The following is an 18,724-nucleotide window of genomic DNA, read 5'->3' on the forward strand; positions in this document are numbered from 1 at the left end:
GCAGGTGGCCGGATCGCTCCGGAATCGACTGGTCAGAACGGAATATCGTCATCCGCGAAGTCGCTGCCGAAGTCGTTGGACTTGGCCGGCGGGGCCTCGCGACGCGGGGCTTCCTGGCGGGCCTGCGCGCGCGACGGGCGGTCGCCACGGTCACTGCCGCGGAAGCCACCACCACCGCCACCACCACCCGCACCGCCCTCGCCACCACCGCCGAGCATCTGCATTTCATCGGCGACGATGTCGGTGAAGTACTTCTCCACGCCGTCCTGGCCGGTGAATTTGTCGTAGCGGATCGAGCCTTCGATGTAGACCTGCCGGCCCTTGCGCAGGTACTCGCCGGCGATCTCACCGAGCTTGCCGAACAGCTTGACCCGGTGCCACTCGGTACGCTCCTGGGTGTTGCCGTCGCGGTCCTTGCGCACGCTGGTGGTGGCGAGGCTGAGGGTGGTCACGGCCATGCCGCCCTGGGTGTACTTGGTTTCGGGATCGTTGCCGAGGTTGCCGACGAGGATCACCTTGTTTACGCCACGTGCCATGAATTCGGTCCTGTTCGGTCGAATGGGTCGCCGCAGGGGGCGAGCGGCAGGCCAGTATACCCGCCGGCCTGCCCACGCCCCGCCGGAAAACACCGGTTTTCAGGGTCGGGCGACCGGCCGTTGCGGACTGCGTCCGAGATGCTCGCGGTGACGGGCACGAGTGGGCGCCGGCCTATAATCGGGCACCCCCGCCCCCGGTCCATCCATGCACGCTCGCACCCAGCCCCCGTCCGCCCTTGGCCTGCCCGACGTCCAGGCGCTCGCCCGTGAGGACATGCAGGCCGTCGACGCGCTGATCCGGCACCGGCTCGCATCCGACGTGGTGCTGATCAACCAGGTCGCGGAGTACATAGTCGGCGCCGGCGGCAAGCGACTGCGGCCGATGCTGCTGCTGCTGGCGGCCGGCGCGCTCGGCCATCGCGGCGCCGACGCGCACCAGCTGGCCGCGGTGGTCGAGTTCATCCACACCTCCACCCTGCTGCACGACGACGTGGTCGACGAGTCCGACCTGCGCCGCGGCCGCCGCACCGCCAACGCGGTGTGGGGCAACGCGGCCAGCGTGCTGGTCGGCGACTTCCTGTACTCGCGCAGCTTCCAGCTGATGGTCGAGCTGGATTCGATGCAGGTGCAGCGCATCCTCGCCGACACCACCAACCGGATCGCGGAGGGTGAGGTGCTGCAGCTGCTGCACGTGCGCAACCCCGACACCGACGAGGTCGCCTACCTGCGGGTGATCGAGCGCAAGACCGCGGTGCTGTTCGCCGCCGCGACGCGGCTGGGCGCGCTGCTGGCCGGCGCCGACGAGGCGGTGCAGCAGCGCCTGCACGACTACGGCCTCAACCTCGGCTACGCGTTCCAGATCGCCGACGACGTGCTGGACTACGCCTCCGACGCGCAGACGCTGGGCAAGAACCTCGGCGACGACCTCGCCGAAGGCAAGGCGACCCTGCCGCTGATCCACGCGATCCGCCATGCCGACGATGCCACCGCGGCGCGGCTGCGCAAGGCGATCGAGGATGGCGACACCGGTGCACTGCCGGCGGTGGTGGACGCGATCCACGCCACCGGTGGGCTCGAGTACAGCCGCCAGCGTGCGCGTGACTACGCCGAACTGGCCGTGGATGCTTTGGACGGGTTGCCGGACAACGACTACGTGGCGGCGCTGCGCGGGCTGGCGGCGTACGCGGTCAGCCGGGATCACTGAGTGCCACGTTTTGTCGTAGGAGCGGCTTCAGCCGCGATCGTGGAACCGGCTCGGGGCGAACGATCATCCGATCGCGGCTGAAGCCGCTCCTGCAGGTCCGCGGCGCTATTCCGCGGCGAGGCGCTCGCGCAGAAAGTCGTGGGTCATCTCGAACGCCCGGGTCGCCGCCCGTTCGTTGTAGACGCAGCCCGGCGGGTTGTTCGCGTCCGCCTCGGCGAAGCAGTGCACCGCGCCGCTGAAGTTGACGAACTGCCAGTCCGCGCCGGCGGCATCCATCTCGCGTTCGAAACCGGCGATGTCCTCGTCGGTCACGCCGCGGTCGTCGGCACCGTTGAGCACCAGGATCGAGGTCCGCACCGCGTCGTCCTTCGCCGGCACCGGCGTCGACAGACCGCCGTGCAGGCTGACCACGCCGGCGACGTCGCTGCCCGCGCGCGCCAGTTCCAGCACTGCGGTGCCGCCGAAGCAGAAACCCAGCGCGGCAATGCGGTCGGCGTCGACCGGCACCTTGCCCGCCTGCGCCTGCAGCACCTCGACCGCCTTCCCGACGCGCGTGCGCAGCAACCCGCGGTCATCGCGCAACGCGCCCGACACCTCGCCCGCGGCCTCGCGGTCGGCCGGCCGCACGTCCTTGCCGTAGACGTCGGCCACCAGCACCACGTAGTCGTCGCCGGCGAGCTGTTTGGCCTTCTCGATCGCGGACGGGGTCACGCCCATCCAGTTCGGCACCATCACCACGCCCGGCCGCGTGATCGCGTTGGCGTCGTCGTGGACCAGCACGCCGCTGAAAGTGGTGTCGCCGATCGACCATTCGACCGGTTCGGCCTGCATCGCGGCGAAGGCGGGGCTGGCCAGCAGGACAAGCGGGAGCGCGAAGGCAAGGCGAGGCAGGCGCATGGCGGGACTCCTCCGGTGGGTTGACCGGAGGGTAGCGCTGTTCGGACGGGGGCGTCAGGCGCGGGGCGACCCGCCATCGGCGCGCTCAGGCCACGCCGAGCCCTGGAATGGCGCTGATCGCGTCGGGGTCGAACCCCGCCAGCGCGGCGAAGTGGCGGCCGCGCTCGACGTAGTCGCGGTACGGCCCGAAACTCGGCGCGCCCGGCGACAGCAGCACCACGCCCTCGCCGTCCAGCGCAGCCTCGGCCTGCCGGACCGCGTCGGCGAGGTCATCGGCCGCGCCGAGCAGGAACCGCCCTTCCGCCGCGAGCGGCGCCAGCAACGCGTGGATGCGCGGCCCGTTGGCACCCATCGTGACGATCGCGGCCGGTGCATGCCGCGCCATCTCCGTAGCGAAACCCGACCAGTCCACCCCGCGGTCGTAGCCACCGGCCAGCAGCGCGACCGGGCGCGCGCCGAAGCACTCCAGCGCGGCGAAGCTGGCATGCGGCGTGGTGCTGATCGAATCGTTGACATAGCTCAGCGCCCCGCGGGTGCCGAGCATCTGCAGCCGGTGCGGCAGCGGCCGGAACGACATCGCAAGCCCGGCCAGCGCCGTCGCGTCGAACCCCAGCGCCTCCAGCGCCGTCAGCACCGCGCACAGGTTGCCGCGGTTGTGCCGCCCCGGTAGCGGCAGCGGCAGCGTGTCCATGACGAACGCGTCGCTGCGGTACAGGTCGTCGCCGCGCAGGTGCCAGCCGTCCGGGCGCCCGAACCAGCGCACCTCGCTGTCGGGCAGTTCCAGCGTGGCCAGTTGCGGGTCGGCGGCGTTGAGCACCGCGATCCGTGGCTGCGCGTCGGTCAGCAGGCGCAGCTTGTCCTCGACGTAACGCGCCTGCGAGCCGTGCCAGTCAAGGTGCTCCGGGAACACGTTCAGCGCGACCGCGACCTCGGGGCGCCCCCCACCGGCGGCGACGTCGCCGGTCTGGTAGCTCGACAGCTCGATCGCCCAGGCGTCCGGCGGCTGCGGCAGGTCCAGCAGCTCCAGCAGCGGCAGGCCGATGTTACCGGCCAGCGCAGTGCGTTCGCCCGCCGCGCGCAGCAGGTGCGCCAGCAGCGCGGTGGTGGTGCTCTTGCCCTTGGTGCCGGTGACGCAGACGGTGTGGGCGACCACGCCGTCGGCACCGGCGTTCTCGCCGAACCACAGCGCGGTGCCGCCGATGAAACGCGTGCCGCGTGCGGCCGCGACGCTCGCCTCGGGACCGTAGGGACTGATCCCCGGGGACTTCACCACCAGTTCGAACGCGGCCAGTGCCTCGCCGCCGGCTTCGGTGGCGACCTCCAGCGCGGTATCCCCGAGCGCACGTGCCTCGTCGGCCTCGCCTGCATTGCAGAACAGTGTCAGCGGCAGCGCCGGCAGGCGCGAGCGGATCGCACGGTAGGCGGCACGACCTTCCCTGCCCCAGCCCCACAGCGCGACCCTGCGACCTTCGAGCTGCGCGATCCTAAGCGGCGAGGTGCGCACGCAGGCGCTCCCACAGTTGCGGCGGGATGCGATGCTCGTCGTCGATCGCCAGCAGCGGCTCGATCCCCAGGTCTTCGTCGGCCAGCTGCGGGCGGATCTCGCGGATGAAGCGCTTGACCAGCGCGTCCTCGCGCCACTCCGGACGATCGGCCAGCGCCGCCATCGCCGCGCGCGATTCGCGCCCCTCGCCGACGCATTCGAACGGCTTGTGGTCCCGGTACTCCAGCAGCGCGTCGTAGCCGGCGGTCTGGGCGGTGTCGTCGAGCAGGTTGCGGCCGAGGATGCCGACCAGCCGCGGCTTGCTCATGAACGGCGCCAGCGCCAGGAACACGAAGTGGCACTTCGGGCAGACCCCGCACCAGCGGTTGACCGGCCGCTCGCCGAGCAGGTGGAAGTTGCGGTTGCAGCTGGAGAAGTGCGCATCGTAGCGGTCGGTGCGGGTGAACTGGCGCGCCACCGCCAGCTCGCTCAGAGGCCGCAGCAGCGAGTAGTAGTGCAGGTCGGCGGCGACGTGGCGCGCGACGTGGGCGCCGAACGCGGCCTCGAACGCCCAGCCCTTCGACCACTGGTGGTTCACCTCGCCGGTGCCCTCGATCAGGCTGCCATAGCTGGCCGAGCGCTCGTTGGAAAACACCACCTGGTCGATGCCGTGCAGCAACGCGGCCAGCACCAGGATCGCCGAGTTCACCGCGGTCACCGGGATGTGGCCGTTCCACGCGCCCTCGCGGTTGTAGTCGAACAGCTGCGGCGCCAGCGCGCGGCCGATGTTGAGCGTCGGCAGCCCGGTGCGTTCGGCGCAGGCGCGGATCAGCTGCGAGCCACCGACCCAGGCCACCGTCTGATCGACGCCGATCGCGCGCAGCGCCTCGATGCTGACCAGCGAATCCTTGCCACCGCCGATCGCGACCAGCGCGTGCTCACGCAGGCCGACCGACCGCGCCGAAGCCGTAGCCTCGTCGCCATGCGGGAAGCGGATGCGGCCGTGCAGGTCGAGCCCATTGCGGTAGGCGAACTCGCCCAACCCGTTGAGGTAGATCGTCTCCAGCAGCACGGCGGTGTCGGCGTCGATGGTGTAGCCGTCGATGCGGATCTCGCCGGGCACCGCGGCCTTGTAGTAGCTGACGCCGGCGATCAGGTGCAGCAGCCGCAGCGCGCGTTCGACCGCGGCGGCGCGCTCGCCCTCCAGCACGAACGGCGCGCCGGGCACGGTGACCGTCTCGACCAGCTCCGGGCCATCGTCGAAGGCGTACACCAGTTGCGCGACACCGGTCGCCGGGTCGAACCCGCAGCGCACGAAGCGGAACGCGGCGATCGCGTCACGACGGAATTTCCACTCGCTCATTCAAAAACGTCCTCTGCCGGCAGCGCCCGCAGGTTGTAGGTGTTGGCCATGACCATGCCGTAGGCGCCGGCGTCGGCGACCAGCAGCACGTCGTCCTCGGCGGTCGCGGCCGGCAGCGGGCGCTCGTGGCCGAGCACGTCGCCGCTTTCGCAGATCGGGCCGACCACGTCGAACTCCAGGGTGTCGTCGTCACCGAACCGGCTCAGGTTGTGGATGCCGTGGTAGGCGTCGTACACCGACGGCCGCATCAGCGCGTTCATGCCGGCGTCGGCGCCGATGCGGCGCACGCCGTCCTTGGCGACCACCTGCGTCACCGACAGCAGCAGCACGCCGGCCTCGGCGACCAGGAAGCGGCCCGGCTCGACCACCAGCCGGTAGCGCGGGTAGTCGGCCTTGATGCCTTCGAGACCGGCACGCCACAGACCGACATCGAACAGCGGCGACTCCGGCGCATACGGCACCGGCAGCCCGCCGCCGATGTCGATGCTCTCGACCGTGCCGATCCGGTCGGCCAGCCCGGCCAGCTGCGCGTACACGCCGTGCCAGTGGCGGGCGTCGTCGATGCCGCTGCCCAGGTGCGCGTGCAGACCACCGATGCGCAGGTCGATCGCGCGCGCGGCATCGAGGAACGCGTCGACATGGGCCAGCGGCAGGCCGAACTTGGCCGCGACGCCGCCGGTCTTGACCTTGGCGTGGTGGCCCTCGCCGCGGCCGAGGTCCAGCCGCAACCAGACCGAGCGGCCGCGGAACACCTCCGGCCAGCGCTGCAGGGCCTCGACGTTGTCGATGGTGACGGTGACGCCGTGCGCGAACGCGGCCTCGTACTCGCGCCGCGGCGCGAAGCTCGGGGTGAACAGCACGCGCTGCGGCGGCAATCCGGGAACGTTGGCGAACACGTGCTCGATCTCGCCCAGCGACACGCACTCCAGCCCGAAGCCCTCGGCCACCAGGGTGCGCAGGATCGCCGGGTGCGGGTTGGCCTTGATCGCGAAGAAGCAGCGGTCGATCGCGTCGGTGCCGGTCAGCACCCGCGCGTGCTCGCGCACGGTGGCCAGGTCGTAGACGTAGCGCGGCGTGCCCTCGGCGGCGCGGGCCAGCAGCTGTTCGCGCTTGCCGACCCACCACGACGGCGGCCGCTGCGGCCGGCCGACCGCCAGTTCGCGCCAGCTCGGGCCGAACACGCCGGCCGCGCGCACCGGCATCGCGCCGCTGCGGATCAGCTCCGCGTGCAGTTGCGGCAGCAGGCCGTCGGCGTCGGCCTCGTCGACCACGAAGGTCAGGTTGAGGTCGTTGGACGACTGCGAGATCAGGTGCACGCGCTCGCGTCCGAACGTCGCCCAGATGTCCGACAGCTTGTGCAGCAGCGAGCGCATGCCGCGGCCGACCAGGGTGATCGCGCTGCACGGCACGATGACCTTGACCCGGCATATCTCGGCAAGGTCGGCGGCGAGCGCCTCCAGCACGTTGCTGGTGACGAGGTTCTCGCTCGGGTCAAGCGAGATGGTGACGTTGGTTTCCGACGAGCCGATCAGGTCGACCGACAGGCCGTGGCGACGGAAGCGTTCGAAGATGTCGGCGAGGAAGCCCACCTGCTGCCACATGCCGATGCTTTCCATCGACACCAGCACCACGCCGTCGCGGCGGCTGATCGCCTTGACCCCGGGCACGGTATCGGCACTGGAATCGATGCGGGTGCCGGGCAGGTCCGGGCGCTCGGTGTCGAGGATCGCCATCGGCACGCCGGCATCGCGGCACGGCGCGATGGAGCGCGGGTGCAGCACCTTGGCGCCGGTGGTGGCGATTTCCTGCGCCTCGGCGTAGTCGAGCCGGGCCAGCAGGCGGGCGTCGGGCACCTCGCGCGGGTTGGCGCTGAACATGCCGGGCACGTCGGTCCATATCTCCACCCGCTCGGCCCTGAGCAACGCCCCGAAGCACGCCGCCGAAGTATCCGAGCCGCCGCGGCCGAGCACCGCGGTACCGCCGTCGGCGTGGCGGGCGATGAAGCCCTGGCTCAGCAGCATCGGTGCCGGCTGCGCGGCGAAGCGCCCGCCGTATGCGGCATCGGCCTCGCGCCGGCAGTTGACCGCCAGCCGTGCGGCCCAGTCGCTCTGGTTCGGCAGCGCCACCGCATCGAGCCACTCGCGCGCGTCGCACCAGCCGAAGTCGTGGCCCTGCGTGCGCAGGTAGGCGGCGCCGATGGTGGACGACAGCAGCTCGCCCTGCGCCAGCACCTCGGCCTGCCAGTCGAGCGGGCGCGCTGCGGCGCGTGGGTCGCCGGCGAGCGACTGCAGCGCGGCGAGCCGTTCGCCGAGCACGGTGTCGGGGTCGAGGTCGAGCTCGCCGCAGAAGCCGCGGTGGCGCTCCACCAGCGCGGCGACGCGGCCGCCGATGTCGTCGCCGTGGCTGATCGCGAGCAGCTCGTTGGTGACGCCCGACAGCGCCGACACCACCACCAGCACCCGCACGCCCTCGTCGGCCCGGCGTTTGGCGGCGATCCGGCCGATGGTGTCCCAACGGTTGCGGCGGGACACCGAAGTGCCACCGAACTTGAGTACTACCCAGCGTTGCGCTTGAGCCACCACGTCTGCCCCTGGTTTGCGGAATGCGGGTCGGCTCGCGTGGACAAAGCGCCTAGAATGGCCGCCCCTCAACGCCCGCCTGATCGCGAACACGCGATTCTAGGGTGCGCTCCGCCCGCCAGCCACCCGCCCCCCGACGGGGCGCCGCCACGGCCTCCCTTCCCAGCGACCATCCCCCCATGCCCCTGCGCCGCTACCTGCAACTCGACGTCTTCGCCGACCGGCCCGGAGCCGGCAACCCGCTCGCGGTGGTGCTGGACACTGACGGCCTGGACGATGCCGCCATGCAGGCGATCGCCCGCTGGACCCGCCTGCCGGAGACGACCTTCGTGTTCGCGCCCACCGTGGCCGGGGCCGGTTACCGCGTCAGGATGTTCAGCCCGCAGCGTGAAGTGCCGTTCGCCGGCCATCCGAGCGTCGGGACCGCGTTCGCGGTGCTCGATGCCGGCCTGGCCACCGCGCGTAACGGCCGCTTGCTGCAGGAAGGCATCGCCGGCGTCCTGCCGCTGTCGGTCGAAGGCGACGGCGCCCGGCGCACGATCGCGGTGCGGACGCCGCGCACCGAGGTGGTAGAAGTGGCTGACCGCGGCGACCCGCGCCTCGCCGCTGCGGTCGCCGCCCTGTCGCCGGGTCGGCTGCCGCCTGCCCTGGCCGACGGGGGCCGGCGCTGGTGGCTGGTGGAAGTGGCGGACGAGGGCGCCCTGCGCAGCGCGCAGCCGGACTGGCCGGCGATCGCGGCGCTGGCCCGCGACACCGCGAGCATGGGGATCTGCGCCTACGCCCGCGCCGCGACGGCCGGCGACTACGACCTCGCCGTCCGCGCCTTTGTCGGCGCCAGCGGTCCGTTCGAGGACGCCGCCTCCGGTGCCGCCAACGCGGTGCTGGCGGCCTGGCTGGCGCGCAACGACGCCCTGCCCGGCCGAGATGGCCGCTATGTCGCCAGCCAGGGCCGCGAGGTCGGCGCCGACGCACGCCTGCAGTTGCGGGTCGATCCGGAAGGCGAGGTGTGGTCCGGCGGGCGCGTCTGTCCGGTCGTGCGCGGCACCCTCGACTGGTAACCCGCGTCAGCCTTTCAGCGTCGCCTCCAGCGAGATCGGCACCGCCGACAGCGCCTTGGATACCGGACAGTTCTCCTTGGCATCGCGGGCGATGTTCTGGAACGTCGTGTCGTCGATGCCCGGCACCTCGGCCTCGACCTTCAACCGGATCTGCGACAGCGCCGGCCCGCCTTCCATCGACAGGTCGACCTCGGCCCGGGTGTCCAGCCGGGCCGGCGGGTGCCCGGCCTCGGTCAGTTTGGCCGACAGCGCCATGGTGAAGCAGCCGGCGTGCGCCGCCGCGATCAGCTCCTCCGGGTTGGTGCCCCGGCTTTCACCGGTACCGCCGTCGCCGAAGCGGCTGTTGAAGGCGTACGGCGTGTCCGACATCAGCCCGCTCTGCGGCGTGGCGAGGCGGCCGCGGCCGCTCTTGAGGTCCCCTTCCCAGTGCGCGGTGGCGTGGCGCGAAATGCCCATGGCGTGCTCCTTCTGTGACCGGAAAACGCCATCCTCGCCACCACCGCGTTAGCCGCGCATGCACGCCGCAGCGCGGCTTGACGCCACCCCGCGACGGCGCGAGGCTTGGGCTCCGGCGTTCGCGCCGGCCTCCCGCCATGACCGCCCGCCGAGCGCACCACGCCCGGCGCGCAGCGCGGACAGCCATGACGGCCTTCCATCCCGCACCAAGGGAGAAGTCCGCTCATGTCCTACACCACGCAAGACATCCGGAACGTGGCCCTCGCAGGCCACCCCGCCGCCGGCAAGACCACCCTGTTCGAAGCCCTGCTGCACGCCGGCGGCACCGTCCAGACGGCAGGCACGGTCGAACGCGGCAGCACCGTGTCCGACTTCGATCCCGTCGAGAAGCAGCGCGGCCATTCGCTCGACATCGCGGTCGCCGGGATCGACCACGACGGCGTCCACGTCAACCTGATCGACACGCCCGGCTATCCGGACTTCCGCGGCCCGGCGCTGTCCGCGCTGTCGGCGGTGGAGACCGTCGCGATCGTGCTCGACGCCGCCAGCGGGGTCGACTACGGCGCGCGCCGGATGATGGCGCGGGCACGATCGCGCGGGCTCTGCCGGGCGATCGTGGTCAACAAGATCGACCAGGATGGCGCCGAGCCGGGACGCGTGCTGGACGACATACGCGGGACCTTCGGGCCCGAGTGCCTGCCGCTGAACCTGCCGGCCGACGGCGGCGCGAAGGTGGTGGACTGCTTCGGCCGGCCCGACGGCGACAGCGACCTCGGTCCGGTCGCCGACTGGCACCAGAAGATCATCGACCAGGTGGTCGAGGTGAACGAAACGGTGATGGAGCGCTACCTCGATGTCGGCGAGGGCGGCCTCTCCGGCGAGCAGCTGCACGACGCCTTCGAACAATGCCTGCGCGAAGGCCACCTGGTGCCGGTGCTGTTCTGCTCGGCACGCAGCGGGGTCGGCGTGAAGGAGCTGCTCGGCATCGCCGAGAAGTGGTTCCCCAACCCGGCCGAGGCCAATCCGCCGCCGTTCGAAAAAGGCGCCGGGCGCGAGCGCATCCAGGCCGTTCCGGACCCGTCCGCGCACGTCATCGCCGACGTATTCAAGATCGTCAATGATCCCTTCGTCGGCAAGCTCGGCGTGTTCCGCGTCTACCAGGGCACGGTGCGGCGGGACAGCCAGCTCTACATCGACGATGGCAAGAAGCCGTTCAAGGTCGGGCATCTGTTCAAGCTCAAGGGCAAGGACCACGTCGAGATCGAACGCGCGGTACCGGGTGACATCGCCGCGGTGGCCAAGATCGAGGACCTGCACTTCGACGCGGTGCTGCACGACAGCCACGACGAGGACCAGATCCACCTCTCGTCGCTGGACTTCCCGAAACCGATGTTCGGACTGGCGATCGAGGCCGCCAGCAAGGGCCAGGAACAGAAGCTCGCGACCGCGCTGCACAAGCTGTCCGAGGAAGACCCGTGCTTCGTGGTCGAGCACGAGACCGAAACCAACGAGACCGTCGTGCGCGGCCTGTCGGACCTGCACCTGCGGGTCAACCTGGACCGGCTGAAGGACAAGTACGGCGTCGAGGTCGATGCACGCCCGCCGCGGATCGCCTATCGCGAAACGGTCGCCGATCGGGCCGAGGGCCACCACCGCCACAAGAAGCAGACCGGCGGCGCGGGCCAGTTCGGCGAAGTGTTCCTGCGGGTCGAGCCGCTGCCGCGCGGCCGCGGCTTCGAGTTCGTCGACGAGGTCAAGGGCGGCACGATCCCCGGACAGTTCCTGCCGGCGGTCGAGAAAGGCGTGCAGCAGGTGCTGCGCAGCGGCGCGCTGGCCGGCTACCCGATCCAGGACGTGCGTGTGGTGGTCTACGACGGCAAGCACCACCCGGTCGACAGCAAGGAGGTGGCGTTCGTCGCGGCCGGCAAGAAGGCCTTCCTCGATGCGGTCACCCGGGCGCGGCCGCAGGTGCTCGAACCGATCGTCGACCTGGAGGTGAGCGCGCCCGAGCAGCACATGGGCGACATCAGCGGCGGCCTGGCCGGCAAGCGCGCGCGCATCAACGGCACCGACACCGTGCGCGACGAAATCGTGGTCAAGGCGCAGGTGCCGCTGTCGGAGCTGGAAGGCTACGCGGCCGAACTGAAGTCGATCACCGCCGGCCGCGGACGCTATTCACTGGACTTCAGCCACTATGAACCGGTGCCGCCGCAGGTCCAGCAGAAGCTGGTCGCGGCGTACCAGCCGCGGCACGAGGAGGATTGACGGTACGCGTCAGTCGCCGGCCAGGTCGCCCAGGCGCACCGGCTGCGGCACCAGTTGCGCCCGCAGCTCGCCGTCGGGGTTCGGCAAAGTGGTGAGCACCAGATAGGCCTCGCCGGCGCGAACCCGCTCGGCAACTTCCGGGGAGAGGGCCAGGCTGACCTGGCGCACCTGGCCTTCGGTGGTGTCGAGCGGGACATCCAGCGTTGCCACCCGGGTGCCGTTCTCGTTGGCCCGGCCGGTGTGCAACGCGGCGCCGGTCAGGCCGTCGCCGAGGCCGGCATAGACCAGGTCGACCATCAGGTCGTTGTCGTCCTCGAGTACCGCGCTCACCTCCCCGGTGCCGGCGGAGTCGGTCGCGGAGATCACCTGGGTGCCACTGAAGACGCCGCGGACGGTCACGTCGGCGGCCATGGCGGGGGCGCTGGCGACGAGCGCACCCAGAATCAGGATGGAAAACATGCGGGGGGACATGGCGGCGGCTCCTGCGGGCTCGGCGGATGACTGGCAGCCAGTTATTCCCCGCGCCGCGGCAATCCGGTGTGAAGGCGGAGGCCGGCGGCGTTGACCCCGCCTTCCGCCGCCCTTGCAAAGATGCCGGCTTCGCATCCGCGGGGAGTCGCATGAGTCCAGTCCTGATGCCCCACCGGCATCGCCCCGGGAGTGCGCGCCGTGCCCTCCGCGTGTGCGCACTGTTGATCGCCGGCACCCTCGCCGCTCCGCTTGGCGCCCAGCAATTCGCCGCCGACCGGGCGATCCCGAGCTTTCCACGTCCGATCGGCTCGTCCGATCCGGCACTGCGCGTGCACCTGCGGGAAGGCACCGAAGCGCCCCCGCTGCGGGTCCGCTTCACTGCGCCGCCGGGCGGAGTCGAACCCCTGTACCGGCGCATGCCTGACGGCAGCCACGTGGCGGTCACCGCACCGGCCTGGCAGGCGCTTAGAACCGCCTGCCCCGCGCCCGGTGCGGGCGATCCGCGGACGCGGATGATCGACCTGGCGGCGGCCGAATGGGCGTGGTTCGGGCTGCCGGTGGTCGACCTTTCCGCAGGGTCCATCGAGGCGGTGCCGCGTGGCCGCGTTGCCGGCGACGGCTTCGACATCATCGCGCCGGCACGCAACTTCTCGATCGGCCGGCGGGTGGCCCGCAGCGCGCCGCGGCTGGGCTGGATGGAGGACGATGCGCCGGTGGAGGCCACCATCGCCGGGTACTGGGCCGCCACCCCGGGCGGGGCCGACGTGCTGCGCTCGCAGGCGATCGTCGACTTCGGCGCGCACACGGCCGGTTGGGCGACGCCGTGGTCGGCCGCCTTCATCTCGTGGCTGGCCTGCGAAGCCGGGCTGGACGGACGCTTCCGGCGCAGCGCCTCGCACCATGACTACGTGCTTGCCGCCGTGCGTGCACGCGACGGCGAAGACGACCGGCACTTCTACCTGGCCCACGACCTCGCCGAGGCCGCGCCCGCCGCCGGCGACCTGCTGTGCACCGCTCGCGCGGGGGCGAGCTTCGGCAGCATCGCCGACGTGCGCCATGGCAACAGCGACTCCAACGCACTGCACTGCGACCTGGTGGTCAAGACCGACCCGACGGCGCGGCGGCTGTATGCGATCGGCGGCAACGTCGCCCAGGCGGTGACACTGAGCGTGGTCGCCACCGACGCGACCGGCAGGCCGCTGCCCGACGCCGTGCTGCCGGGCGCGAACCGCTGGTTCGCCGTGCTCAAGCCGCGCACCGGCGCGCCGGCCGCGCACGACCTGGACCACACGCCGACGCTGCTCGGGCTGTTCCAGAGCTACCGTGCCTACGCCGCCGATGCCGGGGTCCCGCCGCCGGCGCCGTTGCCCGCCGGACCCGTCGCTGGCCCCGCGAGCGACGCCAAGGCGACCCCGACGTCTTCCACCGATTGACGCGGCGGTGTCGCCGCGCCGGATAGGGTCGCCGCATGGCCATCCCTCCGCCCCGCCGCGATTACGCTCCCGCCGCGCGCCGGCTGCTGGGCACGCTGCTGGGGCTGGTCCTGATCGCCGGGGCCGGCTGGTGGGCGTGGCAACAACCCTTCATGGCCTCCACCCGAATGATGTGGGAGATCAGCCGCATGCCGGCGCCGGCATCGCTGCCGGTGCCGGTGGTTGGGGTGGCCGCCGACGACATTCCCGACACTTGGGGCGCGGCGCGCAGCGGCGGCCGCGGCCACGAAGGCGCCGACATCTTCGCCGCCCGCGGCACGCCAGTTACAAGCACCACCCGCGGCGTGGTCAGCGCGGTCAGGGAGACCGGACTGGGCGGCCGCCAGGTATGGGTGCTCGGGCCCGGCAGGGAGCGCCACTACTACGCCCACCTCGACGACTGGGCCGACGGGCTCGCCGCCGGCGACGTGGTCCTGCCGGGACGGGTGCTGGGCTACGTGGGCACCACCGGCAACGCGCGCGGCACGCCGCCGCACCTGCACTACGGCATCTATACCGATGGCGCCGCGCTCGACCCGCTGCCGCGCCTGCGCGCCGTCGCGGATCCCACCTCCGCAGCGGCTTCGCCGGACACCGCTTCGCGCTAGGATCGACCATCGCGCGCGCACCTTTCGCGCTAACCCGTCATTCACCGCGGCTGCGTAAGGTGGCCGTCGTCAGTCGAGGATCGAACATGCGCAAACCCGTGGCCGTTGCCGCTTTCCTTCTGTTCGCGCTGCTGGTGGCCGGCTGCTCCACCCTCAACACGCTCGGCGCCCTGCTCGGCAGCCGGGTCACCTTCACCCAGCCGCAGCTGCAGCACGCGCTGGATCGCAACTTCCCGAAGGAATACGAGGAGCTCGGCGGCCTGGTGTCGCTGCGGCTGACCAATCCCACCCTGTCCATCCCCTACGACAGCACGCGCCTGCGCCTGGACTTCGATGTCGGCCTGTCCGCCCTGGGCAGCAGCCGCCTGGCAACCACCGGACACTTCGCACTCAGCAGCGGGTTGCGCTTCGACATGGCCACGCGCGGCCTGCATCTGCAGGATCCGGTGATCGAGTCCGTCGATGTGCCGGCACTCGGCGGCGTCATGAGCGGCACCTCGCGCGAGATGCTCAATGCGTGGCTGGCCGACTACGCGCGCGAGGAACCGGTCTACCGGCTCGACAGCAGCCTGCTGGAGCGGATCGGCGCCCGCCGCATCGATTCCACCCAGATCGACCGCGGCGTGGTCGTGGTCAACCTGGACGAGTGACATGCATCCACGTCTTTCCCGCGCGTTGCTTCCCCTCGCCGTCGCCTCGTCGTTGACGCTGCTCGTCGGCTGCGACGAACAGGACGGCAGGGTGGCACGCGACGGTACGCAGGTGTCGGACCAGGAAGCATTGCCGGCGCCGGAACGCACCGGCGGCAGCGTGACCGGCATGCCGGGCGCACGCGACCCGCGCGACACCTTGGCGCCGGCGCCAGTTGCGATCGCGGCCGACGCCGAACCCCGTTTCGACGACGACGGCAACCCGCTGCCGGTGCCGGACCTGCCGCTCGACCCCGCGGGTTTGCCGTTGCCGGACATGGACCCCGGCGACCTCCCGGTGTCAGCGGCCACGCCGCCCTCCGCGCCGGCCGCGCCCACCGCCCCGGCGGAAGGCCCCGGGCCCGCCGAGGCGGTCGCGGTACTGAAGGCCTATTACGAATCGATCAACGCCGGCAGCTATGGTCGCGCGTATTCGCTGTGGTCCGGCGGCGGCAGCGCCAGTAACCAGTCGCCGCAGCAGTTCGCCGACGGCTTTGCCGACACCGCCGGTGTGTCGGTCGAGATCATGTCGCCCGGCAACGTCGGCGCGGCCGCCGGCTCGCGCTACATCGAGGTGCCGGTGGCGGTCAGCGCCACCCGCAGCGACGGCAGCGTGCGCAAGTACGTCGGCCATTACACCCTGCGCCGGGCGGTGGTCGACGGCGCAAGCGCCGAACAGCAGTCATGGCGGATCGCCTCGGCCGACATCCGCGAGGTGCAGCAATAACCGGGACCGGGCACGCCCGGGACGCGGGCGGAATGCCACCCCCACGCATCGTGCTGGACACCAACGTCTGGCTCGACCTGCTGGTATTCGGTGACCCGCGGGCCGCCGCGCTGCGGGCGGCGCTGGAAGACGGCCGCGTCCTCGCTGTGTCCGATGGCGACTGCCGCGACGAATGGTTGCGCGTGCTCGGCTATCCGCTGCTGCGGCTGGGCGACGCGGACCGCGAGGCCATGGCCGCGGCGTTCGACGTTCTGGCACACCCGCTGCCGCCGGTATCGCACGCGGCGGCGGCGCCGTTGCCGCGCTGCCGCGATCCGGACGACCAGAAATTCCTGCAGCTGACGCACGACGCCGGCGCCCGCTGGCTGCTCAGCCGCGACCGCCACCTGCTGTCGCTGGCCCGGCGCTGCCGCCGGGAGGGGCGGTTCGAAATCACCACGCCGGAGGGCTGGGCCGCATCCGCTCCCCTGTAGGAGCGGCTTCAGCCTCGATCTTAAATCGATGCAGGGGCACGGCTCACGATCGCGGCTGAAGCCGCTCCTACAAAGGCGACGCCAGTCATCGCGGATCGCCGGCCCCTACAGCTCGAACCGGTACGACAGCTTCACCAGCAACTGCTCGCTGTCGCGCAGCGAGAAGCTGTCGAACAGCTGCTCGCGCGGCCCCGTCGCGAACTCGTCGAGCATGTAGCCGCCGCGGCCGTAGACCACGTACAGGTCCGACAACGGCGCAAGGATGTAGCGGTAGCGCACCTGGAAACCGAGATTGCGCAGGCTGAAATCGTTGACCGGGTCGGCCGTGGCGACCGCACGGCCGTCGGGCTGCACCCGCACCGCCTCGTCCAGCGCGGCATCGAGGCCGATCGCCTGCAGCTTCACCCGCAACTCCTGGCGCTGGCCGATGCTCCAGTCGAGCCCGGCGTTGAATTCCAGCGAGCGCTCCTCGAACCGGCCCACGAGGTTTTCCTCCTGCCAGACCAGCCAGTCCGGGGTGTATTCGAAGTACGCACCCGCGAATGCGCTCAGCGCATCGCTGAAATGGAAGGTGGGCACGAACTCCGCGCCGTAACCGACCTTGTCGTTGCCGGCCAGGCCGCCGCTTTCGACGAACGCGTCGAACTCCCATGCCCAGGCGCCCTTGCGCGGCCGGACGCGCTCGAACGACAGGGAGAAGTTGCCCGGCCGGTACAGCGGGTTGTCGCCGCGGGTCAGCAGGTCGTCGTAGGACGGCGCGTTGACGTTGAGCTGCAGGTACTCGCTGCCGCCGTCGCGGCGGTCGCTCTGGCGGATCAGGCGCAGCTGGCGCTGCAGGCGCAGGCCGTGGTCGTTGTCCATGCCGATGATGCGGCCGCGGTAGTCGTGCGACGAATAGCCCGACGATGCCGGCAGGTCGGACAGGCGCCGGCTCAGCTGCCAGTGGCCGTAGTTGAGGTTGTTGCGGCCGAGGTAGCCGAAGTCGTTGACCTCGAGGTCGTCGCCGAAGTGCATCGCCAGCCACTGCTGGCGCCAGCCGTTGCCCATCTCGTAGTCGACGACGGTGGTGGCGCCGCTGCCGCGGGTGGTCCGGCCCTCCTGCTCGATGTCGCTGCCGACCGCGTTGCTGGTGATGGTGAGCGCACCGGTCGGCTGCCAGCGATGGTCGATGCCGAGCACGCGCGCCTCGCGGTCGAGCCACGGGCGCAGCACCTGGGTCGCCAGCAGGCCGACGTTCTGGCGCTGGAAGTCGTGGTTGAGCCGCAGCGCGCGGAACGAGCGGCCGGCCTCGCCGTCCTCCTCGGCCGCCATCACGCCGTAGTTGAGGCCGCCGATGCTGCCGTTGAGCTTGACCGCCGCCTCGATGTCGCTGGCGCCGCTGCCGTCGTCGGCCGCGCCACCGACGCGGCGGGTATAGATCAGCTGGCTGTTGTCGATCAGCAGGCCGAAATTGAAGATGCCCTGGTTCTCGGTGAAGAACGGACGCTTGTCGCTGAAGAAGGTCTCCTCGGCGCCGAAGTTGACCACCAGGTCGTCGCTCTCGACCTGGCCGAAGTCGGGGTTGATCGTCGCGGTCAGCTGGGTCTGGCCGTTGGGCTTCCACAGGATGTCGGCACCGACGTCGAACTCGCTTTCCCCGTGGATGTTGTCGTGCACGCCGACGACGTACGGGGTGACCGCCAGCAGCGACTGGCTGTAGGCCGGCAGCTCGACCCGGTTGAAATCCGACAGGAAGCGCGGGCGCACCCAGCTGGCGGCCGGCCAGGCCACGCGCTCGCCGGTGGAGCCGATCACGCGGTCCAGGTACAGGCCGATCGTGCGCTCGCCGCCGTCGGCCTTGCGCATCGGCGCGGTGTACCAGGGGATCAGGAACTCGGCATCCCAGCCGGCCTCGGTCTCGATCGAGGCGTGCTTCCAGTTGCCGTCCCAGTCGTTGTTGAACTGCCCCTCGTTGGTCACGACCTCGTCGGCGATGCCGCCGGCCAGGGTGATCATGAAGTCGTAGCCGGTGCGGCCGTCGCCGTCGAAATCGACGATCACGTTGACCCGGTCGAGCTGGCCGCCCTCGTCGCGGCGGGTCCGGGTGCGGGTGCGCGGCACGTCCGGCGGCTGGATGCTGCGGAAAGCAACCGCGAGGCCGTCCGGCGTCGACTTCACCCACGCTTCGGTCGGGTACGGCGAGGCCTCCATCGAGAGCGGCTGGGTCAGGCGGAAATCGGTGATGTGGCGCGCGCCGGCCCACTCGGCCGGATCGATCCGGCCGTCGACCTCGATTACGCGGGGCTCGGCCGCGGCGGACGCTGGCACGGAGCCGGACGTGGCAAGGGCATGGGCGTGGGCCGGCACGGCGAGGCAGGCGAGGAGTGAGATGGGCAGCAGGCGCATGGGGATCGGGGTAGTCGGCACGGCGCGCAGGGTAGGCGCGATCGCCCGCCCGGCCGAC

At 71.3% G+C, this 18,724-nt stretch carries 16 protein-coding genes; 8 read left to right on the forward strand and 8 right to left on the reverse strand.

Translation table 11 applies throughout. The annotated features are described in order from the left end of the window. Positions 1 to 32: 32 nt before the first annotated feature. Positions 33 to 536 carry a single-stranded DNA-binding protein gene (gene ssb, locus U8331_RS10930; RefSeq protein WP_481131060.1) on the reverse strand — a complete coding sequence of 168 codons (504 nt, stop codon included), beginning with the start codon at positions 534 to 536 and terminating at the stop codon, positions 33 to 35. 205 nt (positions 537 to 741) lie between these two features. Here ssb and U8331_RS10935 point away from each other — a divergent pair, with 205 nt between their 5' ends. Further along, on the forward strand, positions 742 to 1,740 hold the full coding sequence (locus tag U8331_RS10935; protein ID WP_481131061.1) for a polyprenyl synthetase family protein: 999 nt from the start codon (positions 742 to 744) through the stop codon (positions 1,738 to 1,740). A 105-nt stretch (positions 1,741 to 1,845) separates the two neighbouring features. On the opposite strand, the gene U8331_RS10940 is transcribed toward U8331_RS10935, so the two are convergent. The 4 genes from U8331_RS10940 to U8331_RS10955 form a co-directional block, all read right to left on the reverse strand. Further along, entirely contained in the window at positions 1,846 to 2,637 is a 792-nt protein-coding gene (locus U8331_RS10940; RefSeq protein ID WP_481131062.1) for a dienelactone hydrolase family protein, read from the reverse strand. Positions 2,638 to 2,722: 85 nt separating this feature from the next. After that, positions 2,723 to 4,141: a UDP-N-acetylmuramoyl-L-alanine--D-glutamate ligase gene (gene murD, locus U8331_RS10945; RefSeq protein ID WP_481131063.1), complete on the reverse strand. Its 1,419-nt coding sequence runs from the start codon at positions 4,139 to 4,141 to the stop codon at positions 2,723 to 2,725. Then, positions 4,122 to 5,483, reverse strand: a complete 1,362-nt coding sequence (gene murL, locus U8331_RS10950) for a UDP-N-acetyl-alpha-D-muramoyl-L-alanyl-L-glutamate epimerase (protein WP_481131064.1) — start codon at positions 5,481 to 5,483, stop codon at positions 4,122 to 4,124. Before murL ends, murD begins: the two co-directional genes overlap by 20 nt. After that, entirely contained in the window at positions 5,480 to 8,065 is a 2,586-nt protein-coding gene (locus U8331_RS10955; protein WP_481131065.1) for a bifunctional aspartate kinase/diaminopimelate decarboxylase, read from the reverse strand. The genes murL and U8331_RS10955 overlap by 4 nt, the downstream gene beginning before the upstream one ends. 176 nt (positions 8,066 to 8,241) lie before the next feature. Between U8331_RS10955 and U8331_RS10960 the strand changes: the two genes are divergently transcribed. Beyond that, on the forward strand, positions 8,242 to 9,120 hold the full coding sequence (locus U8331_RS10960) for a PhzF family phenazine biosynthesis protein (RefSeq protein ID WP_481131066.1): 879 nt from the start codon (positions 8,242 to 8,244) through the stop codon (positions 9,118 to 9,120). Positions 9,121 to 9,126: 6 nt separating this feature from the next. On the opposite strand, the gene U8331_RS10965 is transcribed toward U8331_RS10960, so the two are convergent. Then, positions 9,127 to 9,576, reverse strand: coding sequence for an OsmC family protein (locus tag U8331_RS10965; protein WP_481131067.1), 450 nt, complete (start codon positions 9,574 to 9,576; stop codon positions 9,127 to 9,129). Positions 9,577 to 9,801: 225 nt separating this feature from the next. Here U8331_RS10965 and fusA point away from each other — a divergent pair, with 225 nt between their 5' ends. Next, positions 9,802 to 11,841, forward strand: a complete 2,040-nt coding sequence (gene fusA / locus U8331_RS10970; protein WP_481131068.1) for an elongation factor G — start codon at positions 9,802 to 9,804, stop codon at positions 11,839 to 11,841. Positions 11,842 to 11,850: 9 nt separating this feature from the next. Here the strand turns inward: fusA and U8331_RS10975 are convergent, their stop codons facing one another. Continuing rightward, positions 11,851 to 12,312, reverse strand: coding sequence for a CHRD domain-containing protein (locus U8331_RS10975; protein ID WP_481131069.1), 462 nt, complete (start codon positions 12,310 to 12,312; stop codon positions 11,851 to 11,853). A gap of 209 nt (positions 12,313 to 12,521) precedes the next feature. On the opposite strand from U8331_RS10975, the gene U8331_RS10980 reads away from it, so the two are divergent. The 5 genes from U8331_RS10980 (at position 12,522) to U8331_RS11000 (ending at position 16,281) form a co-directional block, all read left to right on the forward strand. Beyond that, positions 12,522 to 13,745, forward strand: coding sequence for a DUF2272 domain-containing protein (locus U8331_RS10980; RefSeq protein ID WP_481131070.1), 1,224 nt, complete (start codon positions 12,522 to 12,524; stop codon positions 13,743 to 13,745). A gap of 35 nt (positions 13,746 to 13,780) precedes the next feature. Further along, the gene (locus tag U8331_RS10985) at positions 13,781 to 14,392 is read left to right on the forward strand and encodes a M23 family metallopeptidase (RefSeq protein WP_481131071.1); all 612 of its coding nucleotides are present in this window, start codon (positions 13,781 to 13,783) and stop codon (positions 14,390 to 14,392) included. An 86-nt stretch (positions 14,393 to 14,478) separates the two neighbouring features. Beyond that, entirely contained in the window at positions 14,479 to 15,042 is a 564-nt protein-coding gene (locus U8331_RS10990) for a DUF1439 domain-containing protein (RefSeq protein ID WP_481131072.1), read from the forward strand. 1 nt (position 15,043) lies between these two features. Further along, entirely contained in the window at positions 15,044 to 15,808 is a 765-nt protein-coding gene (locus U8331_RS10995) for a hypothetical protein (RefSeq protein ID WP_481131073.1), read from the forward strand. Positions 15,809 to 15,840: 32 nt separating this feature from the next. Then, positions 15,841 to 16,281: a putative toxin-antitoxin system toxin component, PIN family gene (locus U8331_RS11000; protein WP_481131074.1), complete on the forward strand. Its 441-nt coding sequence runs from the start codon at positions 15,841 to 15,843 to the stop codon at positions 16,279 to 16,281. A gap of 105 nt (positions 16,282 to 16,386) precedes the next feature. Here the strand turns inward: U8331_RS11000 and U8331_RS11005 are convergent, their stop codons facing one another. Further along, positions 16,387 to 18,666 (reverse strand): DUF5916 domain-containing protein, encoded by a 2,280-nt coding sequence (locus tag U8331_RS11005; RefSeq protein ID WP_481131075.1) that lies wholly within the window; start codon positions 18,664 to 18,666, stop codon positions 16,387 to 16,389. Positions 18,667 to 18,724: the final 58 nt, after the last annotated feature.

Source organism: Lysobacter sp. CC-YZS074 (assembly GCF_056739745.1).

Excerpts from the sequence above, each read along its gene's own strand:
- ssb (WP_481131060.1), bottom strand. The coding sequence starts at position 536 with ATGGCACGTGGCGTAAACAAGGTGATCCTCGTCGGCAACCTCGGCAAC.
- U8331_RS10935 (WP_481131061.1), top strand. The coding sequence starts at position 742 with ATGCACGCTCGCACCCAGCCCCCGTCCGCCCTTGGCCTGCCCGACGTC.
- U8331_RS10940 (WP_481131062.1), bottom strand. The coding sequence starts at position 2,637 with ATGCGCCTGCCTCGCCTTGCCTTCGCGCTCCCGCTTGTCCTGCTGGCC.
- murL (WP_481131064.1), bottom strand. The coding sequence starts at position 5,483 with ATGAGCGAGTGGAAATTCCGTCGTGACGCGATCGCCGCGTTCCGCTTC.
- U8331_RS10960 (WP_481131066.1), top strand. The coding sequence starts at position 8,242 with ATGCCCCTGCGCCGCTACCTGCAACTCGACGTCTTCGCCGACCGGCCC.
- U8331_RS10965 (WP_481131067.1), bottom strand. The coding sequence starts at position 9,576 with ATGGGCATTTCGCGCCACGCCACCGCGCACTGGGAAGGGGACCTCAAG.
- fusA (WP_481131068.1), top strand. The coding sequence starts at position 9,802 with ATGTCCTACACCACGCAAGACATCCGGAACGTGGCCCTCGCAGGCCAC.
- U8331_RS10975 (WP_481131069.1), bottom strand. The coding sequence starts at position 12,312 with ATGTCCCCCCGCATGTTTTCCATCCTGATTCTGGGTGCGCTCGTCGCC.
- U8331_RS10985 (WP_481131071.1), top strand. The coding sequence starts at position 13,781 with ATGGCCATCCCTCCGCCCCGCCGCGATTACGCTCCCGCCGCGCGCCGG.
- U8331_RS10990 (WP_481131072.1), top strand. The coding sequence starts at position 14,479 with ATGCGCAAACCCGTGGCCGTTGCCGCTTTCCTTCTGTTCGCGCTGCTG.
- U8331_RS10995 (WP_481131073.1), top strand. The coding sequence starts at position 15,044 with ATGCATCCACGTCTTTCCCGCGCGTTGCTTCCCCTCGCCGTCGCCTCG.
- U8331_RS11000 (WP_481131074.1), top strand. The coding sequence starts at position 15,841 with ATGCCACCCCCACGCATCGTGCTGGACACCAACGTCTGGCTCGACCTG.
- U8331_RS11005 (WP_481131075.1), bottom strand. The coding sequence starts at position 18,666 with ATGCGCCTGCTGCCCATCTCACTCCTCGCCTGCCTCGCCGTGCCGGCC.